This is a genomic window from Pararhizobium sp. (assembly GCF_965279435.1).
GTDB lineage: Bacteria > Pseudomonadota > Alphaproteobacteria > Rhizobiales > Rhizobiaceae > Pararhizobium.
The window spans coordinates 727,471-745,274 of the sequence record NZ_CBDIHY010000002.1 but is presented as its reverse complement, the minus strand read 5'-3'; the positions used below and the strand labels follow the sequence as shown (position 1 = coordinate 745,274).

The following is a 17,804-nucleotide window of genomic DNA, read 5'->3' as shown; positions in this document are numbered from 1 at the left end:
CACTCGGTTGCCACCGACAGTGAATATAAGGACGCTCTCAAGGTCATGCGTCCTGCATTGTGGTGGGCGGGGCTATTCGTCGGCGCACTGACGATTGCGGCAGTCGTCTGGAGTGCGTTCTTCACAATTCCCGTCTCTGTAGCAGGCCAAGGCATCATCCTGGTCCCCGAGGGTATCGTCGATGTGGTGGCGAATGCGGGTGGACAGGTTCAGGAACTGTCGGTCGAAACGGGCCAGGCGGTCACGACGGATATGATTGTCGCGCGTGTCGGCCAGCCTGATACGGAGCTGAACCTTGCGGTTGCGGGAGGCGAACTTGCCGACGCCAGAAAGTTTCTCGAACAGCTCAATGATTTCCACACACGCGATGTTTTCAGCCGCAACACCGCACGTGACGCACGCTCGCGCGCGTTGCGCGACCGTGTACAGGCAATGACAGAGCGGCGAGATGCGCTTGTCGAGCAGGGAAAAGACATTGGACGGCTGGTTGAAGGCGGCAGCGTGCCGCGCGACCGTCTCTTGAACATCAACCATGAAATCCTCCTGACCAGCGGGCAGATTTCGGACGCCGAGAATGAACTTGGCACGATATCGACGAATTCAGCCATAGAGGCGACGGCAGAACAGCGCGAACGGCTGGAAGCGGTTCGCCACGTCACCGAGGCAGAACGCAAGGTTTCGACCCTTACCGAGCAGCTCGCCCGTATGGAAACCGTGCGCTCACCCTTTGCCGGACGGGTGGTCGAGGCCAAGGTAAATGTCGGCCAGATGGTCCAGCCCGGAACGCCGGTGCTTGCCGTCGAGCGGACGAAGCTGGGCGAGGTTTCTGCGGGACGCGTGGTCGTTGCTTATGTTGGCGCCGCCGACGGAAAAAAGATCCGTGCCGGAATGCCTGTGGAAATATCGCCAGCAACGACGCGGCGCGAGGAACACGGCTTCATCCGCGGCACCGTCACTCATGTCAGCGACGTACCAGCCAGCAGTGCGGGAATGCTTCGCGCGCTTCAAAACGACCGGTTGGTCCAGACCTTCCTGCAAACCCTCGGCGCACCATTCGAGGTGACCGTGTCTCTCGACACCGATCCTGCAGATTCCAGCCGATTCGTCTGGTCCTCGCAACGGGCGAACCCGCCTGCAATCGACAGCGGCACGATGGCGGAAGTCCGCGTCACCACGCGCTCGTCATCACTGCTCAGCCTTGCCGTGCCGGCGCTGAAATACGTGGGCATCGACGCCGAAGATAACCGCCAATGACGCTAAAGGCCCCGGCAGTTTCCCGTCGCCGCACGCCAACGCTTCTGCAGGTCGAGGCCGCAGAATGCGGTGCTGTCGCGCTCGGCATCATGCTTGCGTTTTACGGCCGGTGGCTGACGATCGAGGAACTGCGCACCGCCTGCAACGTCTCCCGCGACGGTAGCTCCGCGAAAACCATCCTACGCGCCGCGCAGCACCAGGGCTTGGACGTGCAGGCGATGAAGATGGAGCCGGCGCATCTACGTAAGGCGGCCCTGCCGGCGATCATCCATTGGGGTATGAACCACTTTCTGGTCGTGGAAGGCTTTTCGCGCGGCAAAGTCCATCTCAACGATCCCGCGCTCGGCCCACGTACGGTCTCGGATGAAGAATTCGATAGAAACTTCACCGGTATCGTTCTGACGATGAAGCCTGGCGGCAGTTTTGTCCGGGCGGGCAGCAAGCCATCGTTGGCGCGTGCCCTCACGGAACGGCTTAAAGGGAGCGGCGACGCCTTCTCCTTCATTGTCATCATTTCGCTGATCCTCGTCGTGCCCGGCTTGCTCGTGCCGGTGTTCTCGCAGGTCTTTATCGACCAGATCCTCGTCAACCGCTTCGACAACTGGATGGTGCCGCTTCTCGCCGGTATGGTGGCCTGCGCGGTCTTGATGGGCGTACTTACCTGGCTCCAGCGCGAGACGCTGCTGCGCCTTGAAACCCGGCTTGCGCTCGCCGGAGCGCTCCAATTCGCCGGCCATGTCGTTCGCCTGCCCATCGGCTACTTCGCCCAGCGTCACCCCGGCGAGGTTGCCGGCCGGGTCATGCTCAATGACCGGGTCGCCCAGCTCATGGCAAGTGAGGTCGGCTTCGTCGCGTTCAACCTTTTGACGGCGCTGGCCTACCTTGCCGCCATGCTGCTCTACGCACCGGTGCTGGCGATTATTGTCGCAGCATTCGCCGCCGCCAATTTCCTGCTGCTTCTCACTGTCTCACGCAGTCTCGAGGACGAGAACCGCCGACTGCTGATGGCGACCAACATGCAGGCCGGGTTCGCCAAGCAAGGTCTGCAGATGGTCGAATCCTACAAGGCTGGCGGTACGGAGGACCTGTTCCGCCAACGCCTTTCGGCGATGAACATCCGGATGCTCAACCTGCGCCAGACCGTCGCGCGGGTGCAGATGCGGCTCAATGCCATGCCCGGCCTTTCGTCCATCGTTTTGGGTGGAGTGGTGCTCGTCATCGGCGGCAATATGGTGATCGAAGGCAAAATGACCCTCGGTATGCTCGTGGCTTTCCAGGCCTTGATGGCCGGCTTCCTCGCACCCATGTCGCAGCTGATCCAACTCGGTGGACGCATCCAGGATGGGCAGGCCTATCTGCGCGTTCTCGACGATACGCTGCAGCATCCGCTCGCTGCCGAATTTCTGCCGGGCAACGGCGCTGCACCGGCGTCCGCCCGTCTTAACGGCGCCATCGAGCTGGACGCTGTCTCCTTTGCCTTTTCTGCCGGAGCTGCCCCGTTGTTGAAGGGGATTTCGCTGCGGATCGAGCCCGGCGAGCGGCTTGGCATCGTCGGTGCATCAGGTTCTGGCAAGTCCACGCTCGGGGCGTTGATTGCCGGGCTGTTTGAGCCGACCGGCGGCAACGTGCTCATCGACGGCATCTCGCTTCACAATGTCGGGCGCGAGCGGTTGCGCCAGTCCATGGCCTTCGTCGACCAACGTAGCGCCATCTTCGAGGCAACCATGCGCGAGAATATCAGCCTGTTTGACCACAGCCTTCCCGATGAGCGGATCGTTGCCGCAACTCGCATGGCGCTGATCCACGACGTCATCCTACGGCGGCCGAGCGGCTATGGCGCCATGCTGCGGGAGGGCGGGACGGATCTTGCCGGTGGCCAGCGGTCCCGTATCGAGATCGCCAGGGCGCTCGTGCGCGAGCCACGCATCCTCATCATGGACGAGGCGACGGCTGCGCTCGACAATCAGACAGAGGCCGCCCTTTTCGCAAACCTTCGACGGCTTGGTGCGACCCAGATCGTCATCGCCCACCGCTATTCAGCCATCCGCGAATGCGACCGTGTCATCGTTTTGGAAAAGGGCGAGATCGTACAATCGGGTGCACCTGCCGTCCTCTATGAGCAGCCTGGTCCCTTCCGTACACTCATGCGGGAGGAGGCGTGATGGCCCAGATCGCCGAGGTCAAGGACGAGAGCGACATATTGCCGGTCGAGATCGAGGTGCGGACGATCCTGCTCGACGATCCTGCGCAGTGTCATGTCGTTGTCGCCGGAGAGGTCAGCCTTTTCTCGACGCGTGCCAACGCCCGGGTTGCACGTCTCTCTCTCGGCCGGATCGGCGAAGGTGCGCTTCTGTTCGGCGCACCACCAAGCTTTCTCGGCGAGGAAACGCTGCTTGCGGTCGGCAGCCCTGATGCTCGCTTCTACCGTTTGCCTGCTGAAAGCTGGCGTCTTGCTGACCCGGCGGAGGCCTTCGCCGAGGGACTTGCAGCGTGGCTTACGGCGCTGGCCCACGGGCTGGGTGAGAAGATCGAGCCGAAACCCCATCCCGACCTGACGCTTTCCGGCACCGGAAGGAATGTTCAGGCAAGTGCCAACATGGTGCTGGCGGCGAGTATCAGCACAATGTGGGTCGATCTCGGCGATGTCGGCGGAGAACTTTTCGGCATCGAGCCGGTCAGTGGTCTGATCCCGCTGCCGCCAGGTGCTTGGCTCACTATCACCGACGCCGGTTGCCTGACGGTCCTCGATTGGACCGAGGGACTGAAGCGCGCCGACTGGCCGGAGGCGCTGGACAGCTTCAACGCCGCGGCCGGCGAGCTATTGCCCCTGGTGCGCGGTTTCAACGAAACCGATGAATTCAACCGTATCCGCGCGCGCAACGCCGCCGAGGCACTCGACGCTCATCACATTGCCGGCCGACTTGGCGCTCTGCTGGGCAATGATTTGGAATCCGTCCAGGAAACCGGCACGGACGGCCTTGCAGATGTCCTGCGAATCCTTGGTCGCGAGATAGGCATCCGGATCGAGCGCCCGGTCAAGTTTCGACGCGCGCAGATGGATCTGGCGCCGGCGCTGGACGAATACGCGCGGGCATCCAACTTCCGTCTCCAATCGATCGAGCTGTCGGGCGAATGGTGGCGGTTCGAGTCCGGTCCGCTTTTGGGCCGCCGCCGCTCGGGAGAGCCGGTCGCTCTCGTCTGGGCGCGCGGCTATGTCGAAATCGACCGGACCGGTAAGCGGCGGCGCGTCGATCGTGCAATAGCGCAAGACATCCTCGCGGCCGTCGACGTGCTTTTCCGCCCGCAGCCGGCTCGCCTCAGTTTCGTCAACCTGCAACTCGCCAGCCTTGCCGGTAGCCGGCTCGATATAATAGGTCTTTTGGCGACGATTCTTGCTTCCAGCTTTATCGCCCAACTGTTGCCGATGGCGACCAGTCTGGTCTTCGGCGTTCTTGTACCCGCGGCGATGAAAGATGCGCTGTTGCAAATCGGTATTCTCATCGTCCTTGTGGGCGTGGCCGCTTTCCTCGTCCAGTTGGCGGGCGACATCGCCCGGCAGCGGATGAATGTGCGCGCCGACGCATCGCTGTACCGCGAGACTTGGGACCGCATCGTCAGTCAGCCCTTGGGTAACCTGCGCAAATATGCGAGCGCAGACACTACCGCGCGTGCCGGTTCAGCGCTTTCGGCGCTCTCAGGTCTGCGCCAATTTGCCTTCGCAGCCGCCGCGATGGTCGGCACGCTGGTATCCAGCCTGTTCGTCATCGCCTGGAACAGTGCGCCGCTGGCGGGAGCCGCCGCCGCCCTGTTTCTGGTGCACATCACCATCGGCGTTTTGGCAGGCTGGTTGCAAGCACGGGCCTATGCCAGCGGCGATCAGCTTATGGGCACAGCTGACAACCACATGCTCCAGATCGTCTCGGGCATCACCAAGCTGCGCACGGCCGCCGCAGAAGATCGCGCGATCATGCGTTGGGCCGACCGGTTTGCCGCCATGCGTGCAAAGCTCGTCGGTGCTCGGCGTGTAATGAACCTTTATGAGAGCTGGCTTGCCGCCTTTCCCATCCTCGGCAGCGCCGTCCTTTTCGCAACGATACAGGGCTTTACCCCGGCACAGGAGGGTGTACCACCGCTTTCAATGGCCTCGGTCATCGCTGTCATAACCGCGTTCGGCGTGATGTTCGTCGCAACCGGCCAGTTTCTGCGCGCGGTCCTTTCCGTCTGGATGTTGAAGCCGGGTTGGACGTTCGCGCGCCCCCTGCTCGAAAGTCAGCCAGAGCCGACCGCAGGCAGGACAGATCCGGGCGTACTTTCCGGAGAGGTCGAGTTTTCTTCGGTCAGCTTCGCCTATGAGGGCGGCACATCGGTTTTGGAGGGGGTGAATTTCCGGGTCGGGGCTGGCGAAATGATTGCTGTTGTCGGGCCTTCGGGCAGCGGCAAATCGACACTTGTCCGCCTGCTCTTGGGTTTGGAAGAGCCCAATAAGGGCGCAATCTACATTGATGGCCACGACGTCCGCTCGCTTCACGCCGGGGCGGTGCGTCGCCAAATCGGTGTCGTGTTGCAGGACGACAAGCTTCCACCCGGTACAATCTACGAAATCGTCCGGGGCGTGACTGAGACAACGCACGAAGAGGTCTGGCGAGCTCTTGCGGCGGCGGCAGTCGCCGAGGAGATTGCAGCTATGCCACTGAACCTTCACACGCCTCTGACAGATGCCGGGCGGGCGCTCTCAGGCGGCCAGGTACAGCGCATCGGGCTGGCGCGGGCCATTCTGGCAGATCCACCTATTCTGCTGCTCGACGAAGCGACGAGTGCGCTGGACAGCCAGACCCAGGCGCGGGCGATGGATAGCGTAATGCAGATGAGTGCGACGCGCGTGATCATCGCGCATCGGATCAGCACGATTCGTCACGCCCATCGCATCATCATGCTGGACAATGGACGGATCGTCGAAACCGGTACGTTCGATGATCTGATGAAGAAAAACGGCCAGTTCGCGCGCCTCGTCCTCGCCGGGGCGTGAAGGCGGGCGAAGGTCGGCTTAGCGAATATCCAGCTCCAAAGCGGGATAGAGCTTTTTCAGGTTCGGCAGTGATTTCGACTGCCACGGCACACGGGTCGATCCCTTGACGACGAGGCCGATATCGCCGCGTTTGCGCACTTCGATGGTGAACTTCGCCAAGAGATTGATGCCGGAACTGTTCAGGAATTCGAGGCCGGAAAGGTCCAGCACGATCGGGCCTGCGCCCGCATCGAGAAGCTCATTCATCAGGTCCATAATGGGCTGGTAAGCTTCTGTGCCTGAAAGGCGCATCGTGCCCTCGTAATGGATGGTCAGCCCATCGGTCCAAACTCGGCAGTCGCTGGTCTTGTGTTCCATAAGCATTCGATCCAATAAAAGGGAGTGGTCAGAAAAGGTTGAGGGCGGCTGCAGTTTCGAGCTCGACGCCTGTGCCATCATCCGCCAGGCGGAACACCCAGCGCATTTCAGCTTCATAGTCGTTCATCAACGTCAAAATACCGAGCCCTGATGACGTCGATGACGAATCCGCCGCGTTCGCCTCCAGCCGCTCTATCAACAACTCGCCGGGATCGCGAGAGGTCATATCCTCCAGCGTCTTTTGAAAGCGTTCGGCTACATCGGCAGAGACGCGGTTTGCGACACGGATTTCGAACCGTCCACCTTCCAGCGAACTTTCAATGACAATATCGCCGGGCTGACGGAACTTGACGGCATTTTCCAGCAGTTCATTAACGAGATAGCCGATGCTGTGACGCACCTCGATGTATTGGTCGCTATTCGGCATCCGCTGCAAGGCGAAGAATTCGCCGAGAAAATCCGAGGTCGCGGCGCAGTGATGCCACCCGAGGCCAATTGTTCCATCGACCAGCCGGATGAAGTTGTTTGATGCTGACGTGCTGTTGCGGAGTTCAATCGTTCCAAAGCTCTGCTGCATATCGGCCTACTTGTGCTTCATGACGACGAGTGTGATGTCGTCGTGGATCTTCTGGGTGTCGATGAATGCCATGAGGTCTCCGATGATGGCCGCCTTAATCTCTTCGGCTCGACCATGGCGATGGCGATGCGCGCTTTTGCAAAGCCGGTCGAAACCAAACAGTTCACCGCCCGGCGCTTCAGCCTCTGTAACCCCGTCCGTATGCAGGACAATGATGTCCCCGTTGGCGATGTCGATATCCCGAGTGTCGATGAATGCGCCGATCTCGCTCTCAAGTCCGATCGGGAAACCGAGATCCATCGTGTCGATCCGCTCGACATCTCCGTTCGCCCGAACAATCAGGACTTCCTCGTGCTGGCCGGAAAGCGTGATATGCCCATCGGAATAGTCAAGGAAGGCAAGCGAAAGGTGCTTTTCCGTGCGGGTGCGTTCGACGTTCTTGTAGATCGCCCGGTTGAGGACCTCGAGAAATTCGCGCGGGTCCGCCCTGCCTTGTTCCTGCAGTGCCCGCGCGACGGATTGCACCATCAGCATCAGTACACCACTCTCCAGGCCGTGCCCGGTCACATCGCCGATGCCGATCTTCACGTTGGTTCCGTTTTGCAGCACGTCGTAATAGTCGCCGCCCACCTCGTCAGCCGGTGCCATGTAGCCGGCGATATCGAGTCGGGGCACGGTGCTGAGTTCTTCGGGCCGTGGCAGTACCATCATCTGGATTTTGCGAGCGATATCGAGTTCCGAGCCCAGCCGGGTGTTCTCGCTTTCAAGCCGTGCATTGAGAGCGTTGATTGCTCCATTGGCTTTTTCCAGTTCGCGTGTGCGTTCTGCAACAAGGTTTTCGAGGTTTGCGGTGTGGTATCTGATTTCCTCGGCCATTCGGTTGAAGGCAACACCTACCGCGCCCACCTCGTCGCGCGACGGAATGTTCACCCGCACCGTATAGTCCTTAGCTTGCAAGCGGTGGGCGGCTTCGGCAAGCTGCCTGAGCCCTGCGGTGATCCGGCCGGAAATAGCATAGACTGCCGCCAAGACGACGAGCAGGCTGGCGAGCACCATGAGGAGCTGGTAGTTGACGATCCCGCGCGTCGCGGCGGAAATATTTGCCTGGGCGGAAATCAGCGAGTGATAGATGTCGCGTTCGGAGACAACAAATCCCAACGTCATCGTCTCGGCGACGATCTTGCTGCCATCCCAGAGATTGTTTGGTGCCAACTGCTTGAGCACGACCAGATAAGGAACCTGCTCGCCCTTCTCATCAAGGAAAATATGACGGAGCACAGTGTCTCCCCCGCGAGGCAGTTCCAGCCCGGAAATCGCGGTCTGGCTGCTGCCGCGCAGCGAACGGGCGACGCCAGTCACGCCCTGGCCACCGACGTCGCTGACGGAGAGCCCAAGTGTACGCTCGCCGAGTGCATTGGTCGCCAGCACGTTGCCGCTCGATGTGGTGAGAAAGCCGAAACCCGTCTCGCCGATGTTGACGCTCTCGACGAGGTTCACCAGCTGGTCGAGTGTGAGATCGACGGCCACGCCTCCGGCGACTGCCTTGCGGTCAGGCGTATAGAGCGCGTCGAAATAGCTGACAACCATGCTGCCCGAGGTAGAGTCGATATAGGGCATCGTAGCCACGATGTCCGTATCCGTCGGCCGGGCAGACGGATTGACGAGCCAGGATTGCCAGCCCTCGTAGATGCCGGGGAAGAAGAAGTCCCAAAAGCTTGGGCCTTTGTTATGTCCTGGATAGATGTCGTCCAGGGTGCTTGCCTGGTTCGAATAAGGCACCGAGCGCGTGATGGAGGCGTCCTTCGGTCCGATGTAGTAGAGCTGCAGTTTCGGCGACCCGGTTGCCATCAAAGCAGGACCGAGAAGCTCGAGGATGGCGCTATCACGGATCGCCGCCTGTGCGGCCGGCTTGGGCACACCTTTCTCGTCCAACAAATATCCCCAGACGCTGACGGCGGACGGCGCACCGGCGCCGTTCTGTGCCCAGCCGGCGGTGGCATTGTATTGCAGTGCGCTCGACAGGGCGGGATCCGCCAGCAGCGCATTGCCGACACGTTCGCTGGTCGCGGGATTGTCCAGCATGAACTGCGTGACGCCCGCCAGGGTTTCGAGTTGGGAATGCACGCCCTCAAGCAGCAGGTCGGCCCGCTGCGCTGTCGTTTCGATATAGGTGCGCAAGAATTCCTCGTTGGCGCTGGTCAGGCCTTCGCCGACCTGCGCCGCCACGTCGCGCGATAGGCGCTGCACGTTAAAGATGGCAATACCGCCCGACAGCAAAAAGTCGAACAGCAAGGCCGCGCCAACCACCAGGATGAACTTGGCACGAAAACTGCGCAGCGAAAAACGGCCGGGCGCAGCGCCGATATCGCCGATATCGGCTGCGGTCATAGTGGCTTGGTTCCAGAAGCTACCCAGATCGGCCAGCCGGCATAGCCCTTGGCATGCAGTGCGGCGAAGATATGGTCGTCGAAGCCCTGGCGGAAGCGGCTGACGAAGGCTTCATCGTCGCCGCGAAGCTGCGTCATCTTGCCGGCGAAGAGATCGCGCCAAGCCGTGATGATATCGGCGAAATCCTGCGGATCGCCGTCCATGTTGGTGACCATGAAGGATTCCATGCGGACCTCGGAAAAGCCGGTGTCCAGCATCAGGCGGCGGCTCTTGGGGCCAATCTCGATGTCATGGTTGAAATGCGCCAGCATCCGGGCGACCTCGTTATAGGTCCATTGGATGCTTTCGCCACGGGGCTCGCCGAGGCAATGGGAATTCTTCTCGTTGGTAACATAGACCCGTCCGCCGGGCTTGCAGATACGAAACAGCTCCTTGAGTATCCGTTCCGGCCGGTCGAAGATCTGCAGCGAATGGCGGCAGGTGACGAAATCGAACTGGTCGTCCTCCAGAAGCATCTCGGCGGCATCGCCGTAAATGTACTCGATGCCGCCGATACCGAAGTCGCTGGCGACTGTACGCGCATAGGCAAGGCTTGGCTTGGAATGGTCGAGTGCAACCAACCGCGACGGTTCAAATTCCTTGCTCAGAAGAACCGCAAAATCACCGATGCCGCAACAGATGTCGGCCACCTGCATACCGGCTTTGAGACCGTGCTTCGGCAGGAGGTCCCGTTCGTGACGCCAGGTTAGTTTCGTCTGCGTGCGCAGGAGCGCGATAATGTCGCTGTCTTCGACAAAGGACTGCCCGGGGTAAAAGTCGGCGTCGTATTGTTCGACCTGGATGTTGTCGTTGACCGCCCTCAGACTGGAAAACTTGCGCGTCGACCAGCCGACAACGCTGGAGGTGATGACGGAGATGCGGAGGCCGGAATGATCGGCGCAAGCCACCACCATGAGGTCGGCAAGAACGCGAAACGCGATATTGTTCAACCGCACGAGACGTTTGACATTGACATAGAGCGTGCCGCGCACAGAGCGGGCCGAGGTCTGGAAAAGTTTGATGCAATCAGCAAGATCTTCCGTCCGTTCGGGCCGCATCGACCCGACGATGGAAAATTCCTGATTGTTTTCATCGAAGCTGACTTCGAAACCCTTTTGCGGCAATCCGGCCATTAGTCCCGCTCCCCTTCCAGTACAAGTTCCGTGACCAGCCGGAGCGTATCGCCACCTGCATCTTCAACCCGGATTTTTGCTTGATAGTCGATGGCGAGTTCGAGAAGGCCGATTGCCGGTTCGATCGCGCCGGGCGCAAACAGGGCTGTCTGATAGCGCTCGGCATCGAGGCTATTGGTCGTGTTTTTGTAAAAAGCGCGCGCCTGCGCGTCCGCCGGCAGCGTCAGTTCAATGCGATCGCAGCCTTGCATCCGGTAAACGGCGCAGGAAAAAGCCCCGAAGGGGCCGTGGACGCGGAAGACAGTTTCAAGCAATTCGTTCAGTGCGGACGAAAAAAGGTTCCCGTATCGAAGGGAATCGCCTCTGTCGTGGCTGATCATGCGTGCGACATAGGATGAGACGCGGTCGCAATAGGCCCAGTCCGAAGTGAAAAGTGCGATATCCATATCGATCCGCATCAACGGTTCGAAATCTTGTACGCGCGCTGACGGTGTGCTTGGCATCCGGGCCCCCTTCCGGAGTAGGCGTGACTAAAGCTGCCTTCGTCGTGTCACGCAGGCATCCTCCGGGAGGCGTTACGTCGCGAGGCAATGATGGCAGACGCTATGATAAGTTCCTTAATAATTTTGACAGACTTCATGCGATAATTCGTTGTATTTCCAAAATTATTTCCTCCTAATTTAGTCAATGGAAAGGTCGGCGATGCCTCCTGCTGAACACGCCACCGGAGCGGCTGATAGTGCTTTAGAACTGGATTTTCTGCGCGCCGAACTGGCGGCGCTCCGGGCCGAACATGACGACCTGACACTGCTTTACGAGGCCCTCATTGAACACGGAGAGGCGGTGGAAGATCAGCTCACGGAGAGCAACTTGGCGCTGCGCACGGCACAGCGACGGCTGGAGGCAGAATTGGAGGATGCGGCGCGCTATGTCACGTCGCTCCTGCCAGCGCCACGTGCCGCCGATCCCGCGACCGATTGGCAGTTTGTGCCATCGACCGAACTGGGCGGTGATTCCTTTGGCTATCATGCGATCGATGAGGATCATCTCGCCATTTACCTTATAGACGTCTGCGGTCATGGCGTTGGCGCAGCGCTGCTGTCGGCGACGGTTGTGAATGTGCTGCGCAATGCGGCCTTAACCGCTGCCGATTTCCGCGACCCGCCAAGGGTTCTTGCAGCCCTCAATGACGCCTTTCCGATGGAGAGGCAGAACGACATGTTCTTCACGATATGGTATGGCGTGTACGATTATCCAAACCGGCGGTTGCGCTATTCGACTGGCGGGCATCCGCCGGCTGTTCACCTGCGGACCGATGCAGGCGGTACCGTTCACACCCGCCTGCTGGCAACACCCGGAGGAATGGCCATCGGCGCTATCGAGGGTGTGACATACAGGTCCGAAGATATCCTGATCGAACCGGGTGACCGTCTCCTGGTCTTGAGCGACGGTACGTTTGAAGTCAGCGGTGACGGCGCGCAAATGCTTGGAATAGCCGAGCTTGCTTCCTATGCCGCACAGGAATGCGACGATCCCGATGCTATTTTGCGATGGGTCCTGACATTCGGGGACGGCGGACCGTTGCCGGACGATTTCTCACTGTTACGGTTGCAGTTCTGATCTCGAACAAGCCCCAGGAAGCGAGAGGTATGCGAATGATGATCGATCTCGCGGTAGACATGGTAGAACTCGATCGGCTGACATCCGCAGTCGAGGCCTTCTGCGATGAACATGATGTGCCAGATAAAACGGTTATGCAGCTGACCCTGGTGATTGAGGAACTGTTCACCAATATTGTTTCATATGGGTACCTGGACAGTCCGACAGCCGGAACGCCGGTTACGCTGGCGATGGCGGCATTGGACGGCGTAATCAAGATCGATCTGAGTGATGATGGCAGAGCCTTCAATCCGCTCGCTGCCCCCGAGCCTGACCTTGATGCGGATCTGGAAGGACGTCAGATCGGTGGGCTTGGGGTTCATTTCTTGCGGACCATGATGCAAGATTTGTGTTACAGCCGCCGTGGCGGTCGCAATCATGTTGGTTTTTCAAAAGGCTATTTGGAATAGAGGGTTAGCTATGGAGATCTCGCAGCGCATAGACGGGGCGACGATGATCGTGTCCGTGTCCGGTCGGCTTGACGGCAACACGGCCAGCCAACTTGAGGAGGCTCTCGCCGGGCCAGACATACGCGCCCATGGTGCGCTCATCATGGACTTGGCCCGCCTCGACTATGTCAGTTCGGCAGGATTGCGCGTGATGCTCAAGACCGCCAAGGCCAGCCGCGCTGCCAAGCGAAAGCTGGTGCTCGCAGCCGTGCAACCCGCCGTTCAGGACGTATTCGACATCAGCGGCTTCACCGCGCTTTTCGTCATCGTGGATACTATTGAACAGGCGAAGGTCAGCCTAAACGAGAGTTTTACGTAGCTGGTGGCGGGGCACGTCGCTGTCGCTCTGGATACAGGGCGAGGGCATGCTGAATCGCGATTTCAGGTTGTCTCCGCCTTGCGGTTTGCGGGCAGTTCGGCCGAAACAAATTCACAATCATAAGTTGTGATAACCGTGGATTTATTAACCTTATACGAGAGGGCGGCGACTTGGGCACCTCTGTCGGCGATAGCCTTGCCGAGGCGGTCACCGGATTATGGTTCCGTCTCCGCCGTTTTCAAGGCGGTCGGCGAATGCGGCATCACCTCGCTGATCAACAAGTTTGAGGCCGATACCCCGGACGTTGATGTCTAGGTCACCACGTGAATCGGCGGCCGTTTGTGTCTATCCAAACGATTTCACGTTAGCTGTTAGTCAAATCCTTTGTAAAATCACACAGATTACGGCTGATTTCGGCTATTTCTTCAAAGAATGCGCCGTTATAGTCATTCCGATAGGTGATGAAATACTCGAGTTTCGGCAGCTCAAATTCGGATTTCATGATGTGAAGGCGGCCGTCGTCGACATAACGGCTGAAGAACGCCTTCGGCAGGATCGTGATACCAAGGCCATAGGCTGCCAACTCGGCCAAGGCTGCCATATTGTTACAGGAAATCGTCTTGCCGAAGGGCAGGCGGGGGTTGTCGATCACATCGTGAAGGATAGGCCGCAGCATTGACCCTGCCGATTGTATCAGGAGCGGATAGCGCAGCATCTCTTCTTTGGTCAGTACCTCGTTGCCTTTGTAGAATTTCGGACTGCACATCCAGACCAGCTCAATTTCCCCGAGCCTCATATTGACGAATTGCGGGTGCTGGGTCATGCGCGGGCAAATCACGAAGTCGATCTTGCGTTCGGTCAGGCGGTCGAGAAGGCCTGTAGTCAAATCGATCTCGGGTTCCAACGTTATGCCCGGATGTTTCTCGATGATCGTTGCCAGCAATTGCGGTAGCCATGACAGGGCAACCAGATCGGTGACCCCGAGCCGGAAACGGAAAGGTGGCGCATTCGATGTGCGCGCGGTCAGCGTCAGCCGGTCATTCAGCCGCAGCATCTGCTCGGCGATGTCCTTGATATCCTGCCCCTTGCTGGTCAGCACCGACTGGCGGCTCGAGCGATCGAACAATGGAGCCGAAAACCGGCTTTCAAGCTCGCCAATCCGTTTGGAAATCGTCGATTGCGTCACATTCAGATAAGACCCAGCAGCCTCGAAGCTGCCCAGCGTCGCGACCCAGTACAGGGCTTCCATTTGTTTCAGCGTGAACATGATGGATGAACAAAAGTGATTTAAACTCAGTAGAAAATATCGCTTTTTTGCTCAATTGTGCAAGCGTAATCTTGCGGTGGAGTTGAGCAGCCGAGGAGATGGCTGCCAAGGAGGACCAATGTCAGTCGAAGAAAATGCAGCCGCTGAGCCGGTCGCCCAAGGGTTGCTATCCGAATTTCGTGGCGTCGCCACGTCGATCATCAGCGATAACATGGCGCGTTTGCCGGGCGCCACCGGCATCCTGCCCTATCACAAGGGTGGTCAGCTCATCGGGACCGCATTGACGGTGAAGACCCGCCACGGCGACAACCTTGCCATTCACGCCGCGCTCAAGGTTGCCCGGCGCGGCGATGTCATCGTCGTCGATGGCGGCGGTGACATCAGCCAGGCGCTGATCGGCGAAATCATCCTGACGCACGCGGAATCAATCGGCGTCGCCGGCTTTGTCATCGACGGTGCGATCCGCGATGTGGCGGCGATCCGGGCATCCGAGCTGCCATGCTATGCCCGCGGCATCACCCACAAGGGTCCCTACAAGAATGGTCCGGGATCGATCAATGTCCCGGTCAGCATCGGCGGACTGGTCGTTCATCCCGGTGATCTCGTTGTTGGTGACGAGGACGGCATCGTCGCACTGTCGCCGCAGACAGCCGAAACTATTCTGCCCGGCATACGCGCCCAGGAGGAGCGGGAGCGTTTGAAGATAGCCAAGTTCAAGGAAGCGCGGCTGCACCTGGTCAAGGCCTGAATACGCAAAATTCTACCGACAATGAGGAGAACGTCGTTGAATTTCTGGAAACCCATGCTGCTGGCCGTTTCGGCCACACTGATCGTCCCGCTTATTCCCGCAAGGGCACAGGATGCCACCGCGGTGACCATCGTGCTGCCCGCCGGTCCCGACCGGCTCGACCCCTGCGAGACACCACGATCGGTGATCGGCCGCATCATAAAGCAGAATGTCGTCGAGACGCTCGTTGAGCTCGACTACGCCAATCGCACCACCCTGCCGCGTCTGGCCGAGAGCTGGGAGCAGACGGCGCCGACGGAATGGGTCTTCAAGCTGAGGCAAGGAGTGACCTTTCATGACGGCACGCCGTTCGATGCCAAGGCCGTCATTCATTCGCTGGAGCGGACAAGCGATCCGGCGCTGACCTGCATCACCCGGACCAAATATCTCGACGGCACCGATGTGAAGGCGACGGAAGTCGATGCGCATACTGTGAAATTCACCACCAAGACGGCGGTGCCAATCTTGCCGACGCTGCTTGCCCAGTTGGCGATTTCATCGGTGAACACACCGAAGGGCGAATATACCGCCACGCCGATTGGCACCGGCCCCTACAAGTTCGATCACTGGACGCAGGGCGAGAATGTCGTTCTCGCTCGCAGCGATACCTATTGGGGTGACAAGCCGGTGATCGACAAGGCGACCTATGTCTGGCGCAGCGAATCGTCCGTCGCAGCCGCTATGGTCGAGACCGGCGAGGCGGATCTGGCGTTTTCGATCGCGCCGCAGGATGCGACCAATCCGGAAACCGACAAGGTCTATCCGAACTCCGATAGCGCCATGTTCCGCCTTTCCGTAGATGTGCCACCGCTGAACGATGTTCGTGTCCGCAAGGCGATCAATCTCGCGATCGATCGTCAGGCTTTTCTTGGCAGCATCATCAGCGACAAAGCCGAACTTGCCATGCAGCAGGTCGGCCCCAGCGTTCTCGGCTTCAATGCAAATCTGAAGCCCTGGCCCTACGATCCGGAGCAGGCCAAGGCGCTTTTGGCGGAGGCCAAGGCCGACGGCGTCGATGTAGGCCGCGAAATCCGCATGATCGGCCGGCCGGCAATGTTTGCCAACAGCAACGAGTTCGTCGAAGCGGCAGCCGAAATGCTGCGCAGCGTCGGCTTCAACATCAAGCTCGACAATCTCGAGATGACGCAATGGCTGAAAATAGCCAACAAGCCCTTCGCCGAGGATCGTCAGCCCAACATCTTCCTGACGATGCACGACAACAACAGCGGCGATGCGGCCTTCACGGCGTTCTTCAAGTACCATTCCAAAGGCCGCCAGAGCGAACTGCATGACGCCGACCTGGATGCCCTGATCGTCGATGCAGGCACACAGGCCGGTGCCAAGCGAGCCGAGCAGTACAACGAGGTCTTCCGTCGTATTTACGAAGATATCGTCGCCGATGTACCGCTTTTTCATATGGTCAACTATATGCGGGTCGGCAAGCGCCTGGATTTCACGCCGACAATTGCCAATGCGGTCGAATTGCAGCTCGCAAAGCTCAAATTGAACTGAACTGATCCAAGGTAGCGGGTGCGTCTGCATCCGCCGCCTGTCCCGATACGCGCTTGCCCTGTTGCGGTTTACCTGCAGCCAAGCAAACGCTCAATCCACATCCGGCGGAGGAGGCTGATATGGGTTCTTTCATCTTCAAGCGGTCGTTGCAGAGCGTCTTTTCGCTCGTTGTTCTCATCATCCTGGTGTTCTTCCTGGCCAGGATGACCGGCTCACCGGCAGATCTCTACCTGCCGCAGGATGCATCGCTGGAGGTCCGCAACCAGTTCAACGAGCAGCTCGGCTTCAACGATCCGCTCTATGTCCAGTTCGGCCGGTTTTTCTGGGGTCTGCTGCACTTCGACATGGGGCAGTCGCTGCAGTTTTCCCGCCCTGCCGTCGATGTCGTTCTGAAGGCATTTCCAACCACGCTGACGCTCGCCGCGATCACGATGCCGCTGGTGCTGCTGCTTTCCATCATCACCGGTTCGCTCGCAGCTTATCGACCGGGTGGTGTGTTCGACCGCTTCGCCAGCTTTATCTCGCTGATCGGCGCCAGCACGCCCAATTTCTGGGTGGCGATCGTCGGCGTGCTCGTCTTTGCCGTGACGCTCAGGGTTTTGCCGACGTCCGGAACCGGAACGCCGCTGCACTGGGTGTTGCCCGTCGGCGTGCTGATGCTTCGCCCGACGGGTGTGCTGGTTCAGGTCGTGCGCACCTCGATGATGACCGCCCTGTCGTCTGCCTATATCAAGACGGCCCGCGCCAAGGGCGTTGGGTCGCGGGCGATCGTCTTTGTCCATGCGCTCAGAAACGGGCTGCTGCCGGTGATCACCGTTGCCAGCGACCAGGCCGCCGGCATCGTCAATGGCGCTGTCATCGTTGAGACGGTGTTCGGCTTCCCCGGCATCGGCAAGCTGATGATCGATTCGGTCATGCTGCGCGACTTCGCCGTCATTCAGGCAGCCGTCCTCGTCACGGCGCTTGCCGTGTTCATCATCAACATCATCGTGGATATCACCTATGCCCTCGTCGATCCGCGCATCCGGTACAGCTGA

At 59.6% G+C, this 17,804-nt stretch carries 15 protein-coding genes; 9 read left to right on the top strand and 6 right to left on the bottom strand.

Annotated elements, in window-relative coordinates:
- Nucleotides 1-45 precede the first annotated feature (45 nt).
- The 3 genes from ACQY8Q_RS04940 to ACQY8Q_RS04930 are packed head-to-tail and all read left to right on the top strand — an operon-like array spanning nt 46 to nt 6,280.
- Complete coding sequence (locus tag ACQY8Q_RS04940) at nt 46-1,254, top strand: NHLP bacteriocin system secretion protein (RefSeq protein ID WP_428425234.1); 1,209 nt, start codon at nt 46-48, stop codon at nt 1,252-1,254.
- Nucleotides 1,251-3,416 (top strand): cysteine peptidase family C39 domain-containing protein, encoded by a 2,166-nt coding sequence (locus ACQY8Q_RS04935; RefSeq protein ID WP_428425232.1) that lies wholly within the window; start codon nt 1,251-1,253, stop codon nt 3,414-3,416. The genes ACQY8Q_RS04940 and ACQY8Q_RS04935 overlap by 4 nt, the downstream gene beginning before the upstream one ends.
- Nucleotides 3,416-6,280, top strand: a complete 2,865-nt coding sequence (locus ACQY8Q_RS04930; RefSeq protein WP_428425230.1) for an ATP-binding cassette domain-containing protein — start codon at nt 3,416-3,418, stop codon at nt 6,278-6,280. The genes ACQY8Q_RS04935 and ACQY8Q_RS04930 overlap by 1 nt, the downstream gene beginning before the upstream one ends.
- Nucleotides 6,281-6,298: 18 nt before the next feature.
- On the opposite strand, the gene ACQY8Q_RS04925 is transcribed toward ACQY8Q_RS04930, so the two are convergent.
- The 5 genes from ACQY8Q_RS04925 to ACQY8Q_RS04905 are packed head-to-tail and all read right to left on the bottom strand — an operon-like array spanning nt 6,299 to nt 11,154.
- Nucleotides 6,299-6,637 carry a slr1659 superfamily regulator gene (locus tag ACQY8Q_RS04925; protein WP_428425228.1) on the bottom strand — a complete coding sequence of 113 codons (339 nt, stop codon included), beginning with the start codon at nt 6,635-6,637 and terminating at the stop codon, nt 6,299-6,301.
- A gap of 28 nt (nt 6,638-6,665) precedes the next feature.
- On the bottom strand, nt 6,666-7,214 hold the full coding sequence (locus tag ACQY8Q_RS04920) for a slr1658 superfamily regulator (RefSeq protein ID WP_428425226.1): 549 nt from the start codon (nt 7,212-7,214) through the stop codon (nt 6,666-6,668).
- Between the two features lie 6 nt (nt 7,215-7,220).
- Nucleotides 7,221-9,602, bottom strand: coding sequence for a SpoIIE family protein phosphatase (locus tag ACQY8Q_RS04915; RefSeq protein WP_428425224.1), 2,382 nt, complete (start codon nt 9,600-9,602; stop codon nt 7,221-7,223).
- Nucleotides 9,599-10,774: a methyltransferase domain-containing protein gene (locus ACQY8Q_RS04910; protein WP_428425222.1), complete on the bottom strand. Its 1,176-nt coding sequence runs from the start codon at nt 10,772-10,774 to the stop codon at nt 9,599-9,601. Before ACQY8Q_RS04910 ends, ACQY8Q_RS04915 begins: the two co-directional genes overlap by 4 nt.
- Nucleotides 10,774-11,154: a ubiquinone biosynthesis methyltransferase UbiE gene (locus ACQY8Q_RS04905; protein WP_428425220.1), complete on the bottom strand. Its 381-nt coding sequence runs from the start codon at nt 11,152-11,154 to the stop codon at nt 10,774-10,776. Before ACQY8Q_RS04905 ends, ACQY8Q_RS04910 begins: the two co-directional genes overlap by 1 nt.
- Nucleotides 11,155-11,476: 322 nt before the next feature.
- Here ACQY8Q_RS04905 and ACQY8Q_RS04900 point away from each other — a divergent pair, with 322 nt between their 5' ends.
- From ACQY8Q_RS04900 to ACQY8Q_RS04890, 3 genes are read left to right on the top strand one after another with little or no spacing between them, the layout of a single operon-like run.
- Entirely contained in the window at nt 11,477-12,394 is a 918-nt protein-coding gene (locus ACQY8Q_RS04900; RefSeq protein WP_428425218.1) for a PP2C family protein-serine/threonine phosphatase, read from the top strand.
- A 35-nt stretch (nt 12,395-12,429) separates the two neighbouring features.
- Nucleotides 12,430-12,843: an ATP-binding protein gene (locus ACQY8Q_RS04895; RefSeq protein WP_428425216.1), complete on the top strand. Its 414-nt coding sequence runs from the start codon at nt 12,430-12,432 to the stop codon at nt 12,841-12,843.
- Between the two features lie 10 nt (nt 12,844-12,853).
- Nucleotides 12,854-13,201: an STAS domain-containing protein gene (locus tag ACQY8Q_RS04890; protein ID WP_428425214.1), complete on the top strand. Its 348-nt coding sequence runs from the start codon at nt 12,854-12,856 to the stop codon at nt 13,199-13,201.
- Nucleotides 13,202-13,565: 364 nt separating this feature from the next.
- Here ACQY8Q_RS04890 and ACQY8Q_RS04885 read toward each other — a convergent pair whose 3' ends face one another.
- Complete coding sequence (locus tag ACQY8Q_RS04885; protein WP_428425212.1) at nt 13,566-14,468, bottom strand: LysR family transcriptional regulator; 903 nt, start codon at nt 14,466-14,468, stop codon at nt 13,566-13,568.
- Between the two features lie 118 nt (nt 14,469-14,586).
- Between ACQY8Q_RS04885 and ACQY8Q_RS04880 the strand changes: the two genes are divergently transcribed.
- From ACQY8Q_RS04880 to ACQY8Q_RS04870, 3 genes are all read left to right on the top strand, one after another.
- Nucleotides 14,587-15,216 carry an RraA family protein gene (locus ACQY8Q_RS04880; RefSeq protein ID WP_428425210.1) on the top strand — a complete coding sequence of 210 codons (630 nt, stop codon included), beginning with the start codon at nt 14,587-14,589 and terminating at the stop codon, nt 15,214-15,216.
- A gap of 36 nt (nt 15,217-15,252) precedes the next feature.
- The gene (locus tag ACQY8Q_RS04875; protein WP_428425208.1) at nt 15,253-16,767 is read left to right on the top strand and encodes an ABC transporter substrate-binding protein; all 1,515 of its coding nucleotides are present in this window, start codon (nt 15,253-15,255) and stop codon (nt 16,765-16,767) included.
- A 119-nt stretch (nt 16,768-16,886) separates the two neighbouring features.
- Nucleotides 16,887-17,804: an ABC transporter permease gene (locus ACQY8Q_RS04870; protein ID WP_428425206.1), complete on the top strand. Its 918-nt coding sequence runs from the start codon at nt 16,887-16,889 to the stop codon at nt 17,802-17,804.

Bases quoted from the DNA above. Each gene is read 5' to 3' on its own strand.
- ACQY8Q_RS04940 (WP_428425234.1), top strand. From the start codon at position 46: ATGCGTCCTGCATTGTGGTGGGCGGGGCTATTCGTCGGCGCACTGACG.
- ACQY8Q_RS04935 (WP_428425232.1), top strand. From the start codon at position 1,251: ATGACGCTAAAGGCCCCGGCAGTTTCCCGTCGCCGCACGCCAACGCTT.
- ACQY8Q_RS04930 (WP_428425230.1), top strand. From the start codon at position 3,416: ATGGCCCAGATCGCCGAGGTCAAGGACGAGAGCGACATATTGCCGGTC.
- ACQY8Q_RS04925 (WP_428425228.1), bottom strand. From the start codon at position 6,637: ATGGAACACAAGACCAGCGACTGCCGAGTTTGGACCGATGGGCTGACC.
- ACQY8Q_RS04920 (WP_428425226.1), bottom strand. From the start codon at position 7,214: ATGCAGCAGAGCTTTGGAACGATTGAACTCCGCAACAGCACGTCAGCA.
- ACQY8Q_RS04915 (WP_428425224.1), bottom strand. From the start codon at position 9,602: ATGACCGCAGCCGATATCGGCGATATCGGCGCTGCGCCCGGCCGTTTT.
- ACQY8Q_RS04910 (WP_428425222.1), bottom strand. From the start codon at position 10,774: ATGGCCGGATTGCCGCAAAAGGGTTTCGAAGTCAGCTTCGATGAAAAC.
- ACQY8Q_RS04905 (WP_428425220.1), bottom strand. From the start codon at position 11,154: ATGATCAGCCACGACAGAGGCGATTCCCTTCGATACGGGAACCTTTTT.
- ACQY8Q_RS04900 (WP_428425218.1), top strand. From the start codon at position 11,477: ATGCCTCCTGCTGAACACGCCACCGGAGCGGCTGATAGTGCTTTAGAA.
- ACQY8Q_RS04895 (WP_428425216.1), top strand. From the start codon at position 12,430: ATGATGATCGATCTCGCGGTAGACATGGTAGAACTCGATCGGCTGACA.
- ACQY8Q_RS04890 (WP_428425214.1), top strand. From the start codon at position 12,854: ATGGAGATCTCGCAGCGCATAGACGGGGCGACGATGATCGTGTCCGTG.
- ACQY8Q_RS04885 (WP_428425212.1), bottom strand. From the start codon at position 14,468: ATGTTCACGCTGAAACAAATGGAAGCCCTGTACTGGGTCGCGACGCTG.
- ACQY8Q_RS04880 (WP_428425210.1), top strand. From the start codon at position 14,587: ATGTCAGTCGAAGAAAATGCAGCCGCTGAGCCGGTCGCCCAAGGGTTG.
- ACQY8Q_RS04870 (WP_428425206.1), top strand. From the start codon at position 16,887: ATGGGTTCTTTCATCTTCAAGCGGTCGTTGCAGAGCGTCTTTTCGCTC.